Genomic DNA, 19400 nt, shown 5'->3' on the forward strand with positions numbered 1-19400 from the left:
CGTTGCAACCATCGGTGCCGACTTGAGTGCTTTGGCCAAAGCGTTGATGAATGATATCGAGATGGCCAAGAACAGATTGCATTGATCGCACACCACCCTGTGGGAGCGGCTTCAGCCGCGAAACAAACGACGCGGTGAATGGCACCGGCTTTGCCGGTGGTCGCGGCTGAGCCGCTCCTACAGGGTCAGCATGGCCACTACCAAATCTGCCTATACCACTATCACCCGCTTTTGCCTAAACGCCACAGAACCTTCGCACAGCCTTCCTAGCATGGCCCCATCTGCTCGATGAGGCCTTGCCATGAACCACGCCACCCCTGGCGCACAGATGAAAGTGCGCGGTATCCACAAGCGTTTCGGCGCTTTCACGGCGCTGAACGATGTCTCCCTGGACATCGCCGCGGGCGAACTGGTCTGCCTGCTCGGCCCTTCGGGCTGCGGCAAGACCACCTTGCTGCGCTGCATCGCCGGCCTTGAGCGGCAGGACCGTGGTGAGCTGTTCATCGGCGAGCGCAACATCTCCGAGCTGCCGCCACAGGCGCGTGATTATGGCATCCTGTTCCAGTCCTACGCGCTGTTCCCCAACCTCACCGTCGAAGCCAACATCGCCTACGGTCTGACCGGCAGCGGCCGGGAAGCAAGCCGCCAGCGTGTGGGCGAGATGCTTGAACTGGTCGGCTTGACCGGCAGTGAAAAGAAATACCCCGGCCAGCTCTCCGGCGGCCAGCAGCAGCGCGTGGCCCTGGCCCGTGCGCTGGCCCCGTCGCCTTCGTTATTGTTGCTGGATGAGCCGATGTCGGCACTGGATGCGCGAGTACGTGAGCACCTGTGCACCGAGCTGCGTCAGTTGCAACGCCAACTGGGCATTACCACGCTGATGGTTACCCACAACCAGGACGAGGCCATGCTCATGGCCGACCGCATCGCCGTGATGAACAACGGCCAGGTCGAGCAGTACGCCACGCCGCAGGAAATCTACGACCAGCCCGCCACGCCGTTCGTCGCCGAATTCGTCGGCCAGGGCAACTGGCTGCCGTTCCAGCGCACTGGCGACAGCCACGCCCAGGTCGGCGGCATGAACATGCGCCTGGCATCCGGCTCGCCGCGTGCCAGCAGTGGCCGCCTGTTCTGCCGCCCGGAGGCAATCACCGTCAACCCGGTGGTGCATGAGGAAAACCTGTTCCCGGCCAAGGTCCGCGAGATCACCTTCCTCGGCAACCGCTGCCGCATGAGCTTCGAGCTCATGGCCTTGCCGGGCCACGCCCTGCTCGCCGAGCTGGCGCCCGAAGCCATGCCGCGCCTGGGGTCGCAGGATATCTGGGTGGCATTGCCGCCGCAGAGCCTGCAGGTGTTTGCCTGAGATGGCCGCGTCAATGTCCCTGCCGCTCACCCAGGCCAAGCGAGGCGATGTCGCCTTGGGTGACCGCCTGTTCGTCGTCGGTGGCAAGAGCCTGCTGCTGATCCTGCTGCTGCTGGCGGTGCTGATGCCATTGCTGGCGATCTTCTGGCGTGGCTTCAGTGGCGATGCTGGCCAGGGTGGTGGCCTGATTGCCGCTCGTGAGCTTTTCGCCAGCGAGAATTTCCACTGGCTGCTCGGCAACAGCTTGTCGGTGGCCTTCACCGTTGCCGCGATCGTGATCCCGCTGGCCTACCTGTTCGCCTATGCCCTGCAACGCACGCTGATCCCGGCCAAGGGCCTGTGGCGGGGCATCTCGCTGCTGCCGTTGCTGGCGCCGTCGATGCTGCCCGCCATTGCCCTGGTGTATCTGTTCGGCAATCAGGGCCTGCTGCGCGGGCTGCTCAGCGACAACATCTATGGCTTCTGGGGCATTGTCCTGGGCGAGGCCATCTACACCTTCCCGCACGCGCTGATGATCCTGCTGTCGGCCTTGTCGCTGGCCGATGCGCGGCTGTTCGACGCCGCCTCCAGCATGGGCGCCGGGCCATGGCGGGCGTTTCGCAGTATCACCTGGCCGGCCACGCGTCAGGCGGTATTCGCGGCGTTCTGCCTGGTGTTCACCCTGACCATCACCGATTTCGGCGTGCCAGTAGTCGTCGGCGGTGACTATCAGGTGCTGGCGTTGGAAGCCTACAAGGCGGTCGTCGGCCAGCAGCAATTCGGCCGGGGCGCGCTGATCGGCATGGTGCTGCTGGTGCCGGCGTTGCTCAGCTTCGCGGTCGACGCCTGGCTGCGCCGCCGTCAGGGCGAATCCATGAGCGGCCGCGCCCAGGTGTTCGAGCCCAAGCCGTCACGTGGCCGCGATGCCTGCTACCTGGCCATCGTACTGCTGGTGTGCGTGGCGCTGGTGGGAGTGATCGGCATGGCGGTGTACTCGTCGCTGGTGACCTTCTGGCCCTACAACATGACCCTGTCGTTCAAGCACTACATGTTCGAGGACACCGCCGGTGGGGGCTGGTTGGCCTACCGCAACAGCGTGACCATGGCCCTCGGCACCGCGCTGATCGGCAGCATCGTGATCTTCGCCGGTGCCTACCTGATGGAGAAAACCTCTGGCCAGCGCCTGCTCAACCAGGCACTGCGCCTGCTCAGCTTCATCCCCATGGCGGTGCCTGGGCTGGTGCTGGGCCTGGGTTACGTCTTCTTCTTCAACCTCAACGGCAACCCACTGCATGTGTTCTATGGTGGCATGGGGCTGCTGGTGGTGTGCACCATCGCCCACTACCTGACCACCGCGCAGATGACCGCCACCACCGCGCTGCGCCAGCTCGATGGCGAGTTCGAGGCTGCCGCGCTGTCGCTCAAGGCACCGCTGTACAAGCACTTCGTGCGGGTCACTGTGCCGATCTGCCTGCCTGCACTGCTGGACATCATCCGCTACCTGTTCGTCTCGGCGATGACCACCGTTTCGGCGGCGATCTTCCTCTACAGCCCCGACACCATCCTCGCCGCCGTCGCCGTGCTGAACATGGACGATGCCGGCAACGTCGGCGGCGCTGCCGCCATGTCGACCTTGATTCTGCTGACCAGCGCCGCTGCATCGCTGCTGCTGGCCGGTGCTTCCCGCGGCCTGCTGCGCCGCTCCCAGGCCTGGCGCCAGCGCGCGCCAAGCCATTGACCGACTGCCCACTCTGATAGGAACCGCATCATGTTCAAGCCCCTTGCACTTGCCGCTGCCGTATCCGCCGTATTCAGCCTGCAGGCCTCGGCCGCCAGCACGCAGCTGACCGTCTACACCGCCCTGGAAGCAGAGCAGCTCAAGGCTTACAAACAGGCCTTCGAAAAGGCCAACCCGGACATCGAGATCAAGTGGGTGCGGGACTCCACCGGTATCATCACCGCCAAGCTGCTGGCCGAAAAAGACCGCCCGCAAGCCGATGCAGTGTGGGGCCTGGCGGCGTCCAGCCTGGCCATTCTCGACCAGAACGGCATGCTCGAAGCCTATGCGCCGAAGGACCTGGGCAAGATCTCCGCCAACTACCGCGATGCCGCCAACCCGCCAGCCTGGGTCGGCATGGACGTGTGGGCCGCGACCATCTGCTTCAACACCATCGAAGCCGAGAAGCAGGGCCTGAGCAAGCCGATCAGCTGGCAGGACCTGACCAAGCCGGAATACAAAGGCAAGATCGTCATGCCCAACCCGGCGTCGTCCGGTACTGGCTTCCTTGATGTGTCCGCCTGGCTGCAGACCTTTGGCGAGCCACAGGGCTGGGCCTATATGGATGCCCTGCACCAGAACATCGGCCAGTACGTTCATTCCGGCTCCAAGCCGTGCAAGCTGGCGGCGGCGGGTGAGTTCCCGATCGGCATTTCGTTCGAATACCCTGCCGTGCAGCTCAAGCGTCAGGGCGCGCCATTGGACATCGTCTTGCCGAAAGAAGGGCTAGGCTGGGAGATCGAGGCGACCGCACTGATCAAAGGCTCGCCCAAGGCTGACGCCGCCAAACGCCTGGCCGACTTCTCGGCCAGCCCGGCGGCGATGGAGCTGTACAAGGAAAACTTCGCCGTGCTCGCCGCCCCCGGGATTGCCAAACCCCAGACCGAACTGCCGGCTGACTATGAACAGCGCCTGATCAAGAACGACTTTGCCTGGGCCTCGAAGAACCGCGACCAGATCCTGGCCGAGTGGCGCAAGCGCTATGACGGCAAGTCGGAGAAGGTGGCGCAGCAGTAAATGAACAAGTGGGAGCGGCTTCAGCCGCGAACACCGGCGAAGCCGGTGCCATCCACCGCGTTGTTCGCTTCGCGGCTAAAGCCGCTCCCACAGGTCAAATCCCACACCGAGAAGAAAACCGATGCTCAACCCCAAGCAGACCATCGACAACGTCTTCGCCCTCTACCAGCAGCACGGCAGTGACGACTACATCGGCGAAGCCATCACCCAGTTGGAGCACATGTCCCAGGCCGCGCAACTGGCCATGGCCGAAGGCTTCGACGACGAAGTGGTGCTGGCCGCGTTCTTTCACGATATCGGCCACCTGTGTGGCGGTGACGGTGACATGGGTGGTTACGGTGTGGTCAGCCACGAGCGTATCGGGGCTGAATACCTGCGACGCTGCGGCTTTGGCGAGCGCATGGCGCGGCTGGTGGAGTATCACGTCGAGGCCAAGCGCTACCTGACGTTGCGCCAGCCGGGGTATTACGAACGGTTGAGCGAGGCCAGCCGGCGCACGTTGGAATATCAGGGGGGCGTGATGACTGAAGCGCAAGCGGATGCTTTCGAGGGCGACCCGCTGTTCAGCGTGAGCTTGCGCATGCGGGAGTGGGATGAGCAGGCCAAGGAGGTGGGGGTGCCGGTGATTGATATGGCGGTGTTGAAAGGGAAGGCGTTGGCACTGCTCTGAATGGTTGATCGCTTTTACCGGCCTCTTCGCGGGCAAGCCCGCTCCCACAGAATCTCCGCCGTACTCAGGTTCAGCGGGGTTCCTGTGGGAGCGGGCTTGCCCGCGAAGAGGCCCGAATAGACACCCTCAAATCTGCAGCACCAGCGCCTCCAACTGCTCCTGCCGCTCAGCTTGATTCACCCGCGCCCCAGGGTTTAGCGTCGACCACTGCGGATGCGCCCGCGCCTTGTTCAAGGCCTCGGGCAGCTTACCGTCGCGCCAGGCCTTTTCATCCAGTTCTCCCAGGTGAATGCTGTTCTGCGCCGCATGCCCGCGGCTATCCAGCGCCGCCATCAACTGCTGCTGACGTAGGGCGAGCAAGCGCAGCACAGTGTCGTCCACGGTCAGCTCGCGCTGGCCCTTCAACTTGCCCATCAACCGTGAGCCATAGTTGCGCGCGGTCTGAAGCGCCCCCCCGGCAATGGCGCCGGCCAGGGCGGCAGCGCCGAGGGTCAGGCCACCGACCAGCAAGTCGACACCTGCGCCCGCTGCCGCACCCGCCGCCACGCCGCTGCCCAGGCGCACGCCGAGCAACTTCAACGTCTCGGGATTGAACAAGTCATCGCCCCAGCGCCCATCCAGCAACGGCAAGTCCCCGGCATTGGCATCCTCACGACGAAACGCATAGAGCTTGAGCAACGCTTCGACACAGCGCTGCTCACGCTGGCGCACATCCTGACGCAGCGCCTCGATGGCCTTGGCCTCTGCCGCAGGTTCGGCTTCAACGCTGCGCCTGCAAGCGGCGCAATCGAGCAGCAGTTCGGCAATCAAGCGCTTGCCGCTGAGCTGGCGAGCCCGGCGCTGCGCCTGCTGGTCGTCGATCAACCGTTGCAGCGCCGGGCGGGCGTCTTCCAGTAGCAAAGCCAGGCTTTCGTACAATCGGCGCTCGCCGTCTTCCGGGGGCGCCACGCTGTCGAACCGCACCAGCGCATGCAGGCCCAGGCGGGCCAGGGCGTCGCGCCATTCCGGCTCGCGGTGCTGGCTGCTGGCGACGAAGTTGAGCACCGGCAGCAGGGGTTTGCCACAGCTGGCCAGCACTTCAAGTTCGTCCCGGTACTTGGCCAGCACCGGTTCACGGGCGTCGATCACATACAGGCCGGCATTGCTGGCCAGCAACTGGCGCAGCACCTTGGCCTCCTGCTCGAAGCGCTGGCGCGCCTCGCTGCCCTGCAGAAAGCGCTCCAGGCGCGCCGGGCCGTCGAGGCGCTCGCCCGGACGCTCCAGACGCTCCAGATAATCGAGCAGGGCGATCGCATCTTCCAGGCCGGGGGTGTCGTAGAGCTCCAGCAGCGCTTCCCCGTCCACCGACAGCCGCGCGCCTTCCACGTGGCGGGTGGTACTCGGGCGATGGGATACTTCGCCGAAGCCGACATCCCGTGTGAGGGTGCGCAGCAGCGAGGTCTTGCCGACGTTGGTGTGGCCGACCACGGCCAGTTTCAGCGGCTCAGTCATGGCCATGCTCCAGCCAGGTCAGCGGTGAGGTGTCGGCGTGGGGCAGGCCGAGGCGGTCGAGGGCTTCATGCCAGTCGCCCAGGCGCTCGGCGTCCAGGGCCTGACCGGGGGCTGCCTGCAGCAGCCAGATCCGTGTGGCCCCGGCATTGCGCGCCAGCTCGGCGAGCAGCGCGAGGCTGCCACGGTCCGGCGAACGGCGGGGGTCGCAGGCGATGGCCAAGCGTGCCGGCGGGAAGCGGCTGAGCTGCTCAAGCAGGCGGTTGCGCGACTCGCGGCTGTCGAGCACACCGGCGTCGGTCACACCCTTGCTCAGGGCAGGCGGCCACGGGCGCTGGTCGTCCAGTTCCAGCCCGACCAGCAAGGCGCCGCTGCTACCGCTTTCGAGCTGGCCGGCCTGGAATTGTGGCAGTGATTGAGGGGCCACGTCCTGCACGCCGATGCGCTCGCTGCGGGGCATCAGTGCTTCGCGCAGTTGCGCGTAGCCCGGCAGGCTGAGGTCCAGGGCCAGACGTTGGCGGCCCTGGCGCCAGCGCCACAGGCACAGCCCCGCCAAGAGCAGGCGCGGCAGCAGGCCATACACCAGCACCACGCCGAGCAGCCAGCTGGCCCAGGCCTGGCGGGCGATGTCCAGGGCGGGCAGGGTGTCGCCGCTGAGGCGGATCATGCTTTCGTCCGGTACGGCGAAGCCGAGCAGCGAGGGCAGGGCGCCGAGGGCCTGGGTCAGGTGCACGAAGGGTTCGGCGGCGAGCAGCGTGGTCTCCCAGACGAAGCCATAGCGCCGGGTGGCGAGCAGTGCCAGCAACAACGCCAGCGCGCTGAGCATGGCCAGCGCCCACAGGCTGTGGACCAGCAGGCCGAGCAGCCAGCGGTTCAGGCGCTGGCGTTGCAGCAGTACCAGCAGTGCGGGTGCGAGGTGCGCGGCCTTGGCGTCGCGGGCGAAGCGTTCGCTCAGCCACAACCACAGACGCCCGAGGTTGGCGGCATGTTCGCCGCTCAAGGCCAGGCCGGCGGCCCATCCCAGCAGCATCAGCAGGTTCAACCCGAGCAGGCTGCCCAGGGCCCAGAATACGTTGACCGGGCGTTGCCCATCGCCAAGGGCGGCAAAGCCCAGGCCGGCGCCGCTGACCACGGCCAGCAGCAACAACGCCAGCAGCGCCAGGCGTGCGCCTTGTTTCCAGTGTTGCAGGGCGGTGGTGATACCGTCGCGCTCGGCCAGGAACATTGCGCGCGCTTCGATGCGCGCGGCCAGGTCGCCGCCCTGCTGGCGGGCGTGGCGGTTGGCTTCCTGGTCTTCCAGGGGGCCGGCGTGTTCTTCGCGCAGGCGTATCGCTTCGGTGAGCCAGCGCTTGTCCAGTGGAGTCGGTCCAGTCACAAGGTCTTCCATTGCACGGTTCAGGGCAGAAGCATAACCCACCACGGGTTTGCTATCCTCGTCGGCATGACTACCTCACTCCCCCTCAGCCTGATCGCGGCACTCGCCGAGAACCGCGTGATCGGCATCGACAACTCCATGCCCTGGCATCTGCCGGGGGACTTCAAGTACTTCAAGGCCACCACCCTGGGCAAGCCGATCATCATGGGTCGCAAGACCTGGGATTCGCTCGGCCGGCCGCTGCCGGGGCGCCTGAACCTCGTGGTCAGCCGCCAGCCGGGCCTGGTGCTGGCCGGCGCCGAAGTGTTCGCGTCGTTGGAAGAGGCGCTGGTGCGTGCCGAACAGTGGGCGCGTGAGCAGGGCGTTGATGAGTTGATGCTGATCGGCGGCGCGCAGTTGTATGCGCAAGCGCTGGAGAAGGGCCTGGTCAGCCGCATGTACCTGACCCGGGTGGAGCTGGAGCCGCAGGGCGATGCCTGGTTCCCTGAGTTCGACAAGGGGCAGTGGCAACTGGCTTCGAGCGAGCCGCAGGCCGAGCCGGACAAGCCTGCGTATCATTTCGAGGTATGGAACAAGCTTTGACGAAACTGGGGCCGCATTTGCGGCCCTAGTGGTTTCAGGAATGGCTCAGCTCGGCATGCTCATCGCCGGCCAGCACATCCTTGTCAGTCTCTTTGAGCAGCTGACTGGTCACCACGCCCGCCGTCATCGAACCGTTCACGTTCAGCGCGGTGCGGCCCATGTCGATCAGTGGCTCGACCGAAATCAGCAGCGCCACCAGCTCCACCGGCAGGCCCATCGCCGGCAGCACGATCAACGCGGCGAAGGTTGCACCACCGCCCACGCCGGCAACGCCTGCCGAGCTCAGTGTGACGATGGCCACCAGGGTCGCGATCCACAGCGGGTCGAAGGTATCGATGCCCACGGCCGGGGCCACCATCACCGCCAACATGGCCGGGTACAGGCCGGCGCAGCCGTTCTGGCCGATGGTGGTGCCGAACGATGCGCTGAAGCTGGCGATCGACTGCGGCACGCCCAGGCGGCGGGTCTGCGCTTCGATGTTCAACGGGATGCTGGCGGCGCTGGAGCGGCTGGTGAAGGCGAAGGTCAGCACCGGCCAGACCTTGCGGAAGAAACGCAGCGGGCTGACTCCGGTGGCGGCGAGGATGATGCCGTGCACCACGAACATCAGGCCCAGGCCGATGTACGACACCACCACGAAGCTGCCGAGCTTGAGGATGTCATCCATATTGGAGCTGGCCACGACCTTGGTCATCAACGCCAGCACACCGTAGGGGGTGAGCTTCATCACCACGCGCACCAGGCGCATCACCCAGGCTTGCAGGGTGTCGATGGCCGACAGGGCGCGCTGGCCTTTTTCGGCATCGTCCTTGATCAGCTGCAACGCGGCCAGGCCGACGAACACGGCGAAGATCACCACGCTGATGATCGAGGTCGGCTTGGCCCGCGCCAGGTCGCCCACCGGGTTGCTCGGGATGAACGACAGCAGCAATTGCGGGATGTTGAGGTCGGCGACCTTTCCCGCGTAATCGCTGTGGATAACTTGCATGCGCGCGCTTTCCTGGGCCCCGGCGACCAGGCCTTCGGCGCTCAGACCGAACAGGTTGGTCAGGACGATGCCGATCAGCGCGGCGATGGCGGTGGTCAGCAGCAACGTGCCGATGCTCAGTACGCTGATGCGACCCAGCGAAGAGGCGTTGTGCAGGCGTGCCACGGCGCTGAGGATCGAGGCAAAGATCAGCGGCATGACGATCATCTGCAGCAGGCCGACGTAGCCGTTGCCGACCAGGTCTAGCCAGCCAATGGTGGCTTTTAGCACTGGGTGGCCTGCACCGTAAATGGTGTGCAGTACCAGGCCGAAACCTACGCCCAGTGCCAGGCCGAGCAAGACCTTCTTGGCCAGGCTCCAGTCGGTACGGCGGGTTTGCGCCAGGCCCAGCAGCAAGGCCAGGAACGCCAGCAGGTTGAGAGATAGCGGCAGGTTCATTGAAGCTCCAGGAAAAAGCAGAAGAGGCATCGCCTCTGTGAGCGATTGCGAACGTAAATGCTAACAGGCCGAAAACAAACGAATTTATATCTAAAAGGAATTTGCTTAGGTGATTTAGGAATAAAAAGGGGCGGGTTGGCACTCGAATTCGGATTTGCAATCACTGAGAATCGCCGTTAGCCTTGTAAATATTACAAAAACGAATCAAGGAGCTTGCATGCGTGTGGTAACCCACAAGAGGATTGTGGAGGCTTCGGCCAAATGGCCGCAGTCTGCGACAGCGCTGGAAAGCTGGTTCAAGCGAATAAGTCGCGAGGCTCCCGGCAACTTCCCACAAATGAGAGCCTTGTTTCCTGCAGTAGATCTGGTAGGTCGCTTTCATGTGTTCGATATCGGTGGTAACAAGATCAGACTGATTGCCGGGGTGTCCTACAGTACTCAGCAGGTCTACATAAAGCATGTGCTTAGCCACGGCGACTATGACAAAGACAAGTGGAAGGATTGAAGATGAATGCACTCGTACAACGCGCCGTCGACCACTGGTCCTTCGTGGCGCCCCTGCTGACACCGCCCAAGGATGAGGCCTCTTATGATGCTCTGGTCGAGGCTCTTGACGAACTTCAGGAAATCACCGGTTACGATCAAGGGCATCCGCTGGAGAGCATGGTGTACGTCATCGCCAACCTGATCAGCGACTACGATCAAAAGCACTTTCCGATTCCTGAAGCCTCAGGTGTCGAGGTGCTGCGCTCTCTTATGGTGGAGCACGGGGTGAGTCAGCGTGATCTGCCGGAGATTGGTAGCCAGTCAACCGTCTCTCAGCTGCTGTCGGGCAAGCGAAAGCTCAACGTCCGTCAGATCCGGGCGCTGGCCGAGCGCTTCGGCGTCAATCCTCAGGTGTTCCTTGGCTGAAAAAAAACCGGCGCTCAATGCGCCGGTTTTTCATTCACACTGTCAAGGCCTCACAGCCCTTCCAGCATTTCCTTATTGCGCACAGCACCTTTGTCAGCACTGGTCGCCAGCAGGGCGTAGGCCTTCAGCGCGGTGGTCACCTTGCGTGGGCGCACTTCGGCCGGCTTCCAGCCCTTCTGGTCCTGCTCGACCCGGCGCGCGGCCAGCTCTTCGTCGCTGACCAGCAGATTGATCGAACGGTTGGGGATGTCGATCAGCACCTTGTCGCCGTCGCGCACCAGGCCAATGGCGCCGCCCGCAGCGGCCTCCGGCGAGGCGTGGCCGATCGACAGGCCCGAGGTGCCGCCCGAGAAGCGGCCGTCGGTGAGCAGGGCGCAGGCTTTGCCCAGGCCTTTGGATTTCAGGTACGAAGTCGGGTAGAGCATCTCTTGCATGCCCGGGCCGCCTTTCGGGCCTTCGTAACGGATGATGACGATGTCGCCGGCTTTGACTTCGTCGGCGAGGATGCCGCGCACGGCGCTGTCCTGGCTTTCGAAGATCTTCGCGTTGCCTTCGAACACGTGGATCGACTCATCGACACCGGCGGTTTTCACCACGCAGCCATCGAGGGCGATGTTGCCGTACAGCACGGCCAGGCCGCCTTCTTGCGAGTAGGCGTGCTCGAAGCTGCGGATGCAGCCGTTTTCACGGTCGTCGTCGAGGGTTTCCCAGCGGGTCGACTGGCTGAAGGCCGTCTGCGTCGGGATACCGGCAGGGCCGGCCTTGAAGAAGGTGTGCACCGCTTCGTCATCGGTCTGGGTGATGTCCCACTTGGCGATGGCTTCTTCCATGCTGGCGCTGTGCACGGTCGGCAGGTCGGTATGCAGCAGGCCGCCACGGGCCAGCGAGCCGAGGATGCTGAAGATGCCGCCGGCGCGGTGCACGTCTTCCATGTGGTACTTCTGGATGTTCGGCGCCACTTTGCACAGCTGCGGCACTTTGCGCGACAGGCGGTCGATGTCACGCAGGTCGAACGCCACCTCGCCTTCCTGGGCAGCGGCCAGCAGGTGCAGGATGGTGTTGGTCGAGCCGCCCATGGCGATGTCGAGCATCATGGCGTTCTCGAACGCCTTGAAGTTGGCGATGCTGCGCGGCAGCACCGACTCGTCGTTCTCGCCGTAGTAGCGTTTGCACAGCTCGACGATGGTGCGGCCGGCGGTGAGGAACAGCTGCTCGCGGTCGGCGTGGGTGGCCAGGGTCGAACCGTTGCCCGGCAGGGCCAGGCCCAGCGCTTCGGTCAGGCAGTTCATCGAGTTGGCGGTGAACATGCCGGAGCAGGAACCGCAGGTCGGGCAGGCGCTGCGCTCGTACTCGGCGACCTTTTCGTCGGAGGCCGACGAGTCGGCGGCGATGACCATCGCGTCGACCAGGTCCAGGCCGTGGCTGGCGAGCTTGGTCTTGCCGGCTTCCATCGGGCCGCCGGAGACGAAGATCACCGGGATGTTAAGGCGCAGGGCGGCCATCAGCATGCCGGGGGTGATCTTGTCGCAGTTGGAAATGCACACGATGGCATCGGCGCAGTGGGCGTTGACCATGTATTCCACGGCGTCGGCGATGATCTCGCGGCTCGGCAGGGAATACAGCATGCCATCGTGGCCCATGGCGATGCCGTCGTCGACCGCAATGGTGTTGAACTCTTTGGCCACGCCACCGGCGCGTTCGATCTCGCGGGCGACCAGCTGGCCCAGGTCCTTCAGGTGCACGTGGCCCGGGACGAACTGGGTGAACGAGTTGGCGATGGCGATGATCGGTTTCTTGAAATCGTCGTCCTTCATGCCGGTGGCGCGCCACAAGGCACGGGCGCCGGCCATGTTGCGGCCGTGGGTGGAAGTCTTGGAACGATAATCAGGCATGAAGCACTCCTGGCGGCTTAATCAGGTCACAAATAGGGGAGTGAGCTTCTCTTGTCCTTTGCGCCGCAGGCCGGTTGCCACTGGCACGGATGGGGTCGAAGACACTGCGGGATCGCCGCGTGCTCGACCAGAGCTCATAAACCCGCCGGGGATGACTGGCGATGAATAGCCCGATTCTACACCGCTGGCGCGGTGAGGGAATGGCGATGTGTCTGGCGGTGGCTTTAGCCGAACGATAGGAATTTTGTAAGACGCTTCCCAAATACCGCTGCAAGGGCTGACCTGCCGGCCTAGGGTGACTATGATCCGCCCGCCGCATGTGCGGTTTCACGAGATACACCCTCAATGGACCTTCCCAGTTTCAGTTCATACAGAACCTGCAAATTGGCACTGAGCGCGCCGCCGCCAGGGCTTCCGAAGGCTTGAGTCAAAGTCTGCGGGCGCTCGCGTTGGCGCCTGGAGAACGTTATGCAACAAATCTGTGCAGCATGCATGCAGTCTAAAGTCGCACCCCTGAGCACCCAGGATGTCACCGAAGACTTTCACAAAGGCGCATCCATCACCAATCATGTGGGCAACCTGAGGGATGCCACCATCAGCCTGCTGTACCGCAAGCGGGTGCTGTGGCTGGTGCTGCTGGTGTTCGGCAACCTGTTCTCGGGGGCGGGGATCGCAGCGTTCGAGGAAACCATAGCCGCGCACATCGTGCTGGTGTTCTTCCTGCCGTTGCTGGTGGACAGCGGTGGCAATGCCGGGGCGCAGTCGGCGACCTTGATGGTGCGAGGCCTGGCGACGGGTGAGGTGGTGATGCGCGACTGGTTGCGCATGCTGGGGCGTGAATGCGGTGTGGCACTGGCGTTGGGCGCAACCATGGCGTTGGCGGTGGCGTCGCTGGGGGCACTGCGCGGTGGGGCGGACGTTGCGCTGATCGTTGCCACCAGTATGGTGGTGATCGTGTTGCTGGGCAGCTTGATCGGCATGAGCCTGCCCTTCATGTTCACCAAGCTCAAGCTCGACCCGGCGACGGCCAGCGGCCCGTTGGTGACTTCGATTGCCGATGCGGCCGGGGTGCTGGTGTACTTCGGGATCGCTTCGTACGTGCTGGGTATCTGACCCTGTACACAGCCTGTGGGAGCGGCTTTAGCCGCGAAGCAAGCGACTCGGTGGATGGCACCGGCTTCGCCGGTGTTCGCGGCTGAAGCCGCTCCCACCGGGCCGAAGCTGAGGTATTGCCTGATTAGCTGTTAGGCAGCAACCGGCAGGTAATGCTCTTGATGTAGCGGGTTTCGGCGATGGCCGGGTGCACCGGGTGGTCTGGGCCCTGGCCGCCGCGTTCCAGCAGTTGCAGGTTGCGGTCCAGGTGGCGGGCGCTGGTCAGCAGAATGTTGTTCAGGTCGTCCTCGGGCAGGTGCATCGAGCACGAGGCGCTGACCAGGATGCCGTCCTTGGTCAGCATGCGCATGGCCTGTTCGTTGAGGCGACGGTAGGCCGCTTCACCGTTTTTCAGGTCCTTCTTGCGCTTGATGAAGGCGGGTGGGTCGGCAATGATCACGTCGAAGCGTTCTTCGGCCGCTTTCAGCTCGCGCAAGGCTTCGAACACATCGCCTTCGATGCAGGTGAGTTTTTCGCTGATGCCGTTGAGCGTGGCGTTACGCTCGACGCCGTCCAGGGCAAAGCCCGAGGCATCCACGCAGAACACTTCGCTGGCGCCGAATGCACCGGCCTGCACGCCCCAGCCACCGATGTAGCTGAACAGGTCGAGCACGCGCTTGCCTTTGACGTAGGGCGCCAGGCGTGCGCGGTTCATGCGGTGGTCATAGAACCAGCCGGTCTTCTGGCCTTCGCGGACCGGGGCTTCGAACTTCACGCCGTTTTCTTCCAGCGCAACCCAGTCCGGCACTTCGCCGTAGGCCGTCTCGACGTAGCGCTGCAAGCCTTCGGCATCACGCGCGGCGGAGTCGTTCTTGAACAGGATGCCGCTCGGCTTGAGCACCTGCACCAGGGCGGCGATCACGTCGTCCTTGTGCAGTTCCATGGTCGCCGAGGCCAGCTGAACCACGAGGATGTCGAAGAAACGGTCGACCACAAGGCCCGGCAGCAGGTCGGAATCGCCATAGACCAGGCGATAGCATGGCTTGTCGAACAGGCGCTCGCGCAGCGACAGGGCGACATTGAGGCGGTGCACCAGCAGCGACTTGTCCAGCGGCAGCTTGATGTCGCGCGACAGCAGGCGCGCACAGATCAGGTTGTTCGGGCTCAGCGCCACGATGCCCAGCGGCTTGCCGTTGGCGGCCTCGAGAATTGCCTGTTGGCCGGCCTGAAAGCCTTGCAGCGGAGTCGCGGTGACATCGACTTCGTTGCTGTAGACCCACAGGTGACCGGCGCGCAGGCGGCGGTCGGCATTGGCTTTGAGGCGAAGGCTGGGCAGGGACATGACGTCGCTCCGGGGAAAAAGAGCGGGAGTATACCGCGTTGGCCCCAGGAGCGCTGCAAGGCTCGTAGGAGCGGCTTGAGCCGCGAACACCGGCGTCGCAGGCTTCGCGGCTGAAGCCGCTCCCACAAGCTGTCATTAGGTTAGAATCCCCCCGTCATCAACGAGTGTGCACGCATGTCCCAAGACCTCAGCGCCGAACAGATCCAGCAAGCCTTGCAAGGCATTACCATTCCGCCGCAACCGCAGATCATGGTCGACCTGCAGTTCGAGCAGTACATGCCCGACCCGGACCTGGAAACCATCGCCAAGCTGATTTCCCAGGACCCGGGCCTGTCCGGCGCGTTGCTCAAACTGGTCAACTCACCGCATTTCGGCCTGTCCAACAAGATCGGCTCGATCCAGCGTGCGGTGAACCTGCTGGGCAGCCGTTCGATCATCAACCTGATCAACGCCCAGTCGATCAAGGGCGAGATGAGCGACGAAACCATCGTCACCCTCAACCGCTTCTGGGACACCGCCCAGGACGTGGCGATGACCTGCCTGACCCTGGCCAAGCGCACCGGCATCCAGTCTGCGGACGAGGCTTACACCCTCGGGCTGTTCCACGACTGCGGCGTGCCGCTGATGCTCAAGCGCTTCCCCGATTACATGGAGGTGCTGGAACAGGCCTACGCCAAGGCCGATGCTGAAACCCGCGTGGTCGATACCGAGAACCGCGCCTTCAACACCAACCATTCGGTGGTCGGCTACTTCACTGCCAAGTCCTGGCGCCTGCCTGAGCACATCAGTGCGGCCATCGCCAATCACCACAATGCCTTGGCGGTGTTCCGCGATGAATCGTCGGGCAATGCCCAGAGCCAGCTGAAGAACCTGCTGGCGGTGCTGAAGATGGCCGAGCACATCTGCGCGTCGTACCGGGTGCTGGGCAACCAGAGCGTCGACCATGAGTGGCAGGCGGTCGGCCCGCTGGTACTCGACTATATCGGTTTGTCGGAGTACGACTTCGAGAACCTCAAACAGAACATTCGCGAGCTGGGCGGGCACTGATTCATGCCGGAACTCCCCGAAGTCGAAACGACCCGGCGCGGTATCGCACCGCACCTGGAAGGCCAGCGCGTCAGCCGCGTGGTGGTGCGTGACCGGCGGCTGCGCTGGCCGATCCCCGAGGACCTGGATATCCGCTTGTCCGGGCAGCGTATCGTCAGTGTCGAGCGGCGCGCCAAGTACCTGCTGATCAACGCCGAGGTCGGGACCTTGATCAGCCATTTGGGCATGTCGGGCAACCTGCGCCTGATCGAACTCGGGCTACCGGCCGCCAAGCATGAGCACGTCGATATCGAGCTGGAGTCGGGGCTGATGCTGCGCTACACCGACCCGCGTCGCTTCGGCGCCATGCTCTGGAGCCTTGACCCGCTCAACCACGAACTGCTGCTGCGCCTGGGGCCTGAGCCGCTGACCGACCTGTTCGATGGTGAACGCCTGTTCCAGCTGTCGCGCGGGCGCTCGATGGCGGTCAAACCGTTCATCATGGACAACGCGGTGGTGGTGGGGGTAGGCAATATCTACGCGACCGAGGCGTTGTTCGCCGCGGGCATCGACCCGCGCCGCGAGGCGGGTGGCATTTCTCGGGCTCGTTACCTGAAGCTGGCCATCGAAATCAAACGTGTGCTGGCCGCGGCCATCGAGCAGGGCGGCACGACCCTGCGCGATTTCATCGGCGGCGACGGGCAGCCGGGGTACTTCCAGCAGGAATTGTTCGTCTACGGGCGAGGCGGGCAGCCGTGCAAGCTGTGTGGCACGGCCTTGCGCGAGGTGAAGCTGGGGCAGCGGGCGAGCGTGTTTTGCCCGCGTTGTCAGCGCTGACTTCCGGGGCTGCTGTGCAGCCCATTCGCGGGACAAGCCCGCTCCCACAGGAATGGGGTGCGCCTCATGCTGTGGGAGCGGGCTTGCCGAAACGTCGGACCGCCCGCGAAGAGGGCGGCGCCTGCCTCAGTCCTTGCCGGTGATCCGGCGGTACTTGGCCATCAGCTGTTCTTCAGTTTCCGGGTGCGCTTCATCCAGCGGGATGCAGTCGACCGGGCAGACCTGCTGGCACTGCGGTTCGTCGTAATGGCCGACGCACTGGGTGCACAGGTTCGGGTCGATCACGTAGATCTCTTCGCCTTGGGAGATGGCCTCGTTCGGGCACTCGGGTTCGCAGACGTCGCAGTTGATGCAATCGTCGGTGATGATCAGGGACATGGGGGCTCCGGCCGGGGCTCAGGGCCCGGGCATGTTCAACGCAATGGGCACAATTGTGCCGCATTCGCGCCCGCAGTGCACGCGGGCGCGACAATCAGCGCGCTGGCTTACTTCTTGAAACGTTCGGTCAGTGCCTCGGCCACCACTGGGTGGACGAACTTGGTGATGTCGCCGCCCAGGGCTGCGATTTCCCGCACCAGCGTCGAAGAAATGAACGAATAACGCTCCGAAGGGGTGAGAAACAGGCTCTCGACGTCGGGCGCCAGTTGCCGGTTCATGTTCGCCAGCTGGAATTCGTATTCGAAGTCGGACACCGCGCGCAGGCCACGCAGGAACACGTTGGCGCCCTGTTCCTTGGCGAAGTGCGCCAGCAGCGAGGAGAAGCCGATGACTTCGACATTGGGCAGGTGCTTGGTGACCTCACGGGCCAGCGCCACCCGTTGCTCCAGCGGGAACAGGGGGTTTTTCTTCGGGCTGGCGGCCACCGCGATGATCACGTGGTCGAACAGCCGCGAGGCGCGCTCTACCAAATCGCCGTGGCCTTTGGTAATGGGGTCGAAAGTACCCGGGTACAACACTCGGTTCATCGCGTCATCCTGGCTGGAGTGCGTTGGGGAGTCGGATGTTAGCGCAGCACTGGCGCTCGGCCAAGTCATGCGGCGGGCTGATGGCACTATAGACAGCACGGGCATTTGTTGTCATGCACTGTGTACCATCCGAGCGAGCAGGGCGTCGTGGAGCAGCGCACGGCGATACTCCGCTTCAGCGAATGAACAGCTTGTAGACCAGGCGCTGCAGCGCCTTGCCATACGGCGGGTAGATCAGCCGTGCGGCATTCAGGCGCTGCTTGGCCAACACCGCCTTGGCCTTGCTGAACGTCAGGAAGCCGTCGTGGCCGTGGTAGTGGCCCATGCCCGATGGGCCGATGCCGCCGAATGGCAGGTTGTCCTGGGCCACCTGCAGCAAGGTGTCGTTGAGACAGACGCCACCTGAGTGGCTGTGGTGCAGCACATGTTCTTGCTCGGCACGCTCGTAGCCGAAGTAATACAGGGCCAAGGGGCGTGGGCGCTGGTTGATGTAGGCGAGGGCGTCGTCGAGGCTGTCGTAGGGCACCACGGGTAGCAACGGGCCGAAAATTTCGTCCTGCATCACTTGCATGTCGTCGTTCACTTCCAGCAGCAGGTGCGGCGGCAGGCGCCGGCCCTGGCGCGGTTCATCCGGGTATAGGTCGATGAGCTGCGCGCCTTTGTCTCGAGCGTCGTCCAGCAACCGCTGCAGGCGTTGCAGTTGCCTCGGGTTGATGATGGCGCTGTAATCCGGATTGTCGGCGATGCGCGGGTACAGGCGGCGGACGGCGTTGCGATAGGCGTCGCTGAAGGCGTTCAGGCGTTCCCGGGGCACCAGCACGTAGTCGGGGGCGACACAGGTCTGGCCGGCGTTGAGGGTCTTGCCGAAGGCGATACGCTCGGCGGCAGTGGCCAGCGGCACACTGGCAGAGACGATGGCAGGCGATTTGCCGCCCAGCTCCAGGGTGACCGGGGTCAGGTTTTGCGCCGCCGCCAGCATGACTTGGCGACCGACGCTGGTGGCCCCGGTAAACAGCAGGTGGTCGAACGGTAACCTGGCGAAGGCCTGGCCGACCTCCACTTCGCCCAGCACCACGCTGACCAGATCGTCCGGAAACACCCGCGCAAGCATGGCTTTGAGCGCTTCACCGGTGGCAGGTGTGGCCTCGCTGAGCTTGAGCATGACCCGGTTGCCTGCAGCCAATGCACAGGTCAACGGGCCGATGGCGAGAAACAGCGGGTAGTTCCACGGCACGATGATGCCCACCACGCCCAGCGGCTGATAGACCACGCGCGCGCTGGCCGGTTGGAAGGCGAGGCCGACGGCTCGCCTGGCTGGACGCATCCAGCGCTGCAGGTGTCGTTCGGCATGGCGAATGCCTTGTACCGAAGGCAGCAGTTCCGCCAACAGGGTTTCATCGGGGCTGCGGCCGTTAAAATCTGCATCGATCGCCTCGATCAGCTTTTGCTGATCGGACAGCAGCGCCTCGCGCAGGCTTTTCAGCCATTGCCTGCGTTGCGCCGCAGGCGGCATGGAGTGTGCCGCAAAAGCCTTGCGCTGGAGGGCGAACGTGGCCGCCAGGTCGGTGTCGGAATGCACAGCAGGCATGGCAATCGGCGAGTTCACGGCGATGCTCCGTGGTGGGCTGGGATGCGCTGGAGCCTATACTCCAATCGGCAC

At 64.1% G+C, this 19400-nt stretch carries 18 protein-coding genes; 10 read left to right on the forward strand and 8 right to left on the reverse strand.

Translation table 11 applies throughout. From position 1 onward, the window contains the following. Positions 1-301: 301 nt before the first annotated feature. The 4 genes from ACIPZF_RS05525 (at position 302) to ACIPZF_RS05540 (ending at position 4803) form a co-directional block, all read left to right on the forward strand. Entirely contained in the window at positions 302-1360 is a 1059-nt protein-coding gene (locus tag ACIPZF_RS05525; protein ID WP_400796204.1) for a putative 2-aminoethylphosphonate ABC transporter ATP-binding protein, read from the forward strand. Between the two features lies 1 nt (position 1361). Beyond that, positions 1362-3077 (forward strand): putative 2-aminoethylphosphonate ABC transporter permease subunit, encoded by a 1716-nt coding sequence (locus ACIPZF_RS05530; protein ID WP_400796207.1) that lies wholly within the window; start codon positions 1362-1364, stop codon positions 3075-3077. A 30-nt stretch (positions 3078-3107) separates the two neighbouring features. Beyond that, positions 3108-4133, forward strand: coding sequence for a putative 2-aminoethylphosphonate ABC transporter substrate-binding protein (locus tag ACIPZF_RS05535; protein ID WP_400796210.1), 1026 nt, complete (start codon positions 3108-3110; stop codon positions 4131-4133). 121 nt (positions 4134-4254) lie between these two features. Continuing rightward, the gene (locus ACIPZF_RS05540) at positions 4255-4803 is read left to right on the forward strand and encodes a phosphonate degradation HD-domain oxygenase (protein ID WP_400796212.1); all 549 of its coding nucleotides are present in this window, start codon (positions 4255-4257) and stop codon (positions 4801-4803) included. Between the two features lie 126 nt (positions 4804-4929). On the opposite strand, the gene ACIPZF_RS05545 is transcribed toward ACIPZF_RS05540, so the two are convergent. Together ACIPZF_RS05545 and ACIPZF_RS05550 are read right to left on the reverse strand one after the other, a co-directional pair. Then, positions 4930-6294, reverse strand: coding sequence for a GTPase/DUF3482 domain-containing protein (locus ACIPZF_RS05545; protein WP_400796215.1), 1365 nt, complete (start codon positions 6292-6294; stop codon positions 4930-4932). Then, entirely contained in the window at positions 6287-7678 is a 1392-nt protein-coding gene (locus tag ACIPZF_RS05550) for a DUF2868 domain-containing protein (RefSeq protein WP_400796218.1), read from the reverse strand. Before ACIPZF_RS05550 ends, ACIPZF_RS05545 begins: the two co-directional genes overlap by 8 nt. 54 nt (positions 7679-7732) lie before the next feature. On the opposite strand from ACIPZF_RS05550, the gene ACIPZF_RS05555 reads away from it, so the two are divergent. Continuing rightward, a complete protein-coding gene (locus tag ACIPZF_RS05555; RefSeq protein ID WP_400796221.1) occupies positions 7733-8248 on the forward strand; it encodes a dihydrofolate reductase in 516 nt (171 codons plus the stop codon). Between the two features lie 34 nt (positions 8249-8282). Here the strand turns inward: ACIPZF_RS05555 and ACIPZF_RS05560 are convergent, their stop codons facing one another. Then, on the reverse strand, positions 8283-9674 hold the full coding sequence (locus tag ACIPZF_RS05560; protein WP_400796224.1) for an L-cystine transporter: 1392 nt from the start codon (positions 9672-9674) through the stop codon (positions 8283-8285). A 217-nt stretch (positions 9675-9891) separates the two neighbouring features. Between ACIPZF_RS05560 and ACIPZF_RS05565 the strand changes: the two genes are divergently transcribed. After that, the gene (locus ACIPZF_RS05565) at positions 9892-10179 is read left to right on the forward strand and encodes a type II toxin-antitoxin system HigB family toxin (protein ID WP_400796227.1); all 288 of its coding nucleotides are present in this window, start codon (positions 9892-9894) and stop codon (positions 10177-10179) included. A 2-nt stretch (positions 10180-10181) separates the two neighbouring features. After that, complete coding sequence (locus ACIPZF_RS05570; RefSeq protein ID WP_400796229.1) at positions 10182-10586, forward strand: type II toxin-antitoxin system HigA family antitoxin; 405 nt, start codon at positions 10182-10184, stop codon at positions 10584-10586. A gap of 50 nt (positions 10587-10636) precedes the next feature. Here the strand turns inward: ACIPZF_RS05570 and ilvD are convergent, their stop codons facing one another. After that, complete coding sequence (gene ilvD, locus ACIPZF_RS05575) at positions 10637-12478, reverse strand: dihydroxy-acid dehydratase (RefSeq protein WP_400796232.1); 1842 nt, start codon at positions 12476-12478, stop codon at positions 10637-10639. A gap of 492 nt (positions 12479-12970) precedes the next feature. On the opposite strand from ilvD, the gene ACIPZF_RS05580 reads away from it, so the two are divergent. Next, positions 12971-13591, forward strand: coding sequence for a magnesium transporter (locus ACIPZF_RS05580; protein ID WP_400796235.1), 621 nt, complete (start codon positions 12971-12973; stop codon positions 13589-13591). 124 nt (positions 13592-13715) lie between these two features. On the opposite strand, the gene ACIPZF_RS05585 is transcribed toward ACIPZF_RS05580, so the two are convergent. After that, positions 13716-14912, reverse strand: coding sequence for a class I SAM-dependent rRNA methyltransferase (locus tag ACIPZF_RS05585; protein ID WP_400796238.1), 1197 nt, complete (start codon positions 14910-14912; stop codon positions 13716-13718). A gap of 228 nt (positions 14913-15140) precedes the next feature. On the opposite strand from ACIPZF_RS05585, the gene ACIPZF_RS05590 reads away from it, so the two are divergent. Continuing rightward, positions 15141-15959, forward strand: coding sequence for an HDOD domain-containing protein (locus ACIPZF_RS05590; RefSeq protein ID WP_400797105.1), 819 nt, complete (start codon positions 15141-15143; stop codon positions 15957-15959). A 3-nt stretch (positions 15960-15962) separates the two neighbouring features. Continuing rightward, positions 15963-16775 carry a bifunctional DNA-formamidopyrimidine glycosylase/DNA-(apurinic or apyrimidinic site) lyase gene (mutM, locus tag ACIPZF_RS05595; RefSeq protein WP_400796241.1) on the forward strand — a complete coding sequence of 271 codons (813 nt, stop codon included), beginning with the start codon at positions 15963-15965 and terminating at the stop codon, positions 16773-16775. A 126-nt stretch (positions 16776-16901) separates the two neighbouring features. Here mutM and ACIPZF_RS05600 read toward each other — a convergent pair whose 3' ends face one another. From ACIPZF_RS05600 to ACIPZF_RS05610, 3 genes are all read right to left on the reverse strand, one after another. Continuing rightward, on the reverse strand, positions 16902-17153 hold the full coding sequence (locus tag ACIPZF_RS05600; protein WP_016489663.1) for a YfhL family 4Fe-4S dicluster ferredoxin: 252 nt from the start codon (positions 17151-17153) through the stop codon (positions 16902-16904). A 107-nt stretch (positions 17154-17260) separates the two neighbouring features. Beyond that, positions 17261-17740, reverse strand: a complete 480-nt coding sequence (gene coaD / locus ACIPZF_RS05605; RefSeq protein WP_119146559.1) for a pantetheine-phosphate adenylyltransferase — start codon at positions 17738-17740, stop codon at positions 17261-17263. 175 nt (positions 17741-17915) lie between these two features. Continuing rightward, entirely contained in the window at positions 17916-19346 is a 1431-nt protein-coding gene (locus tag ACIPZF_RS05610; RefSeq protein WP_400796245.1) for a coniferyl aldehyde dehydrogenase, read from the reverse strand. Positions 19347-19400: the final 54 nt, after the last annotated feature.

Source organism: Pseudomonas sp. NPDC089752, assembly GCF_044748725.1.
Classification (GTDB): Bacteria; Pseudomonadota; Gammaproteobacteria; order Pseudomonadales; family Pseudomonadaceae; genus Aquipseudomonas.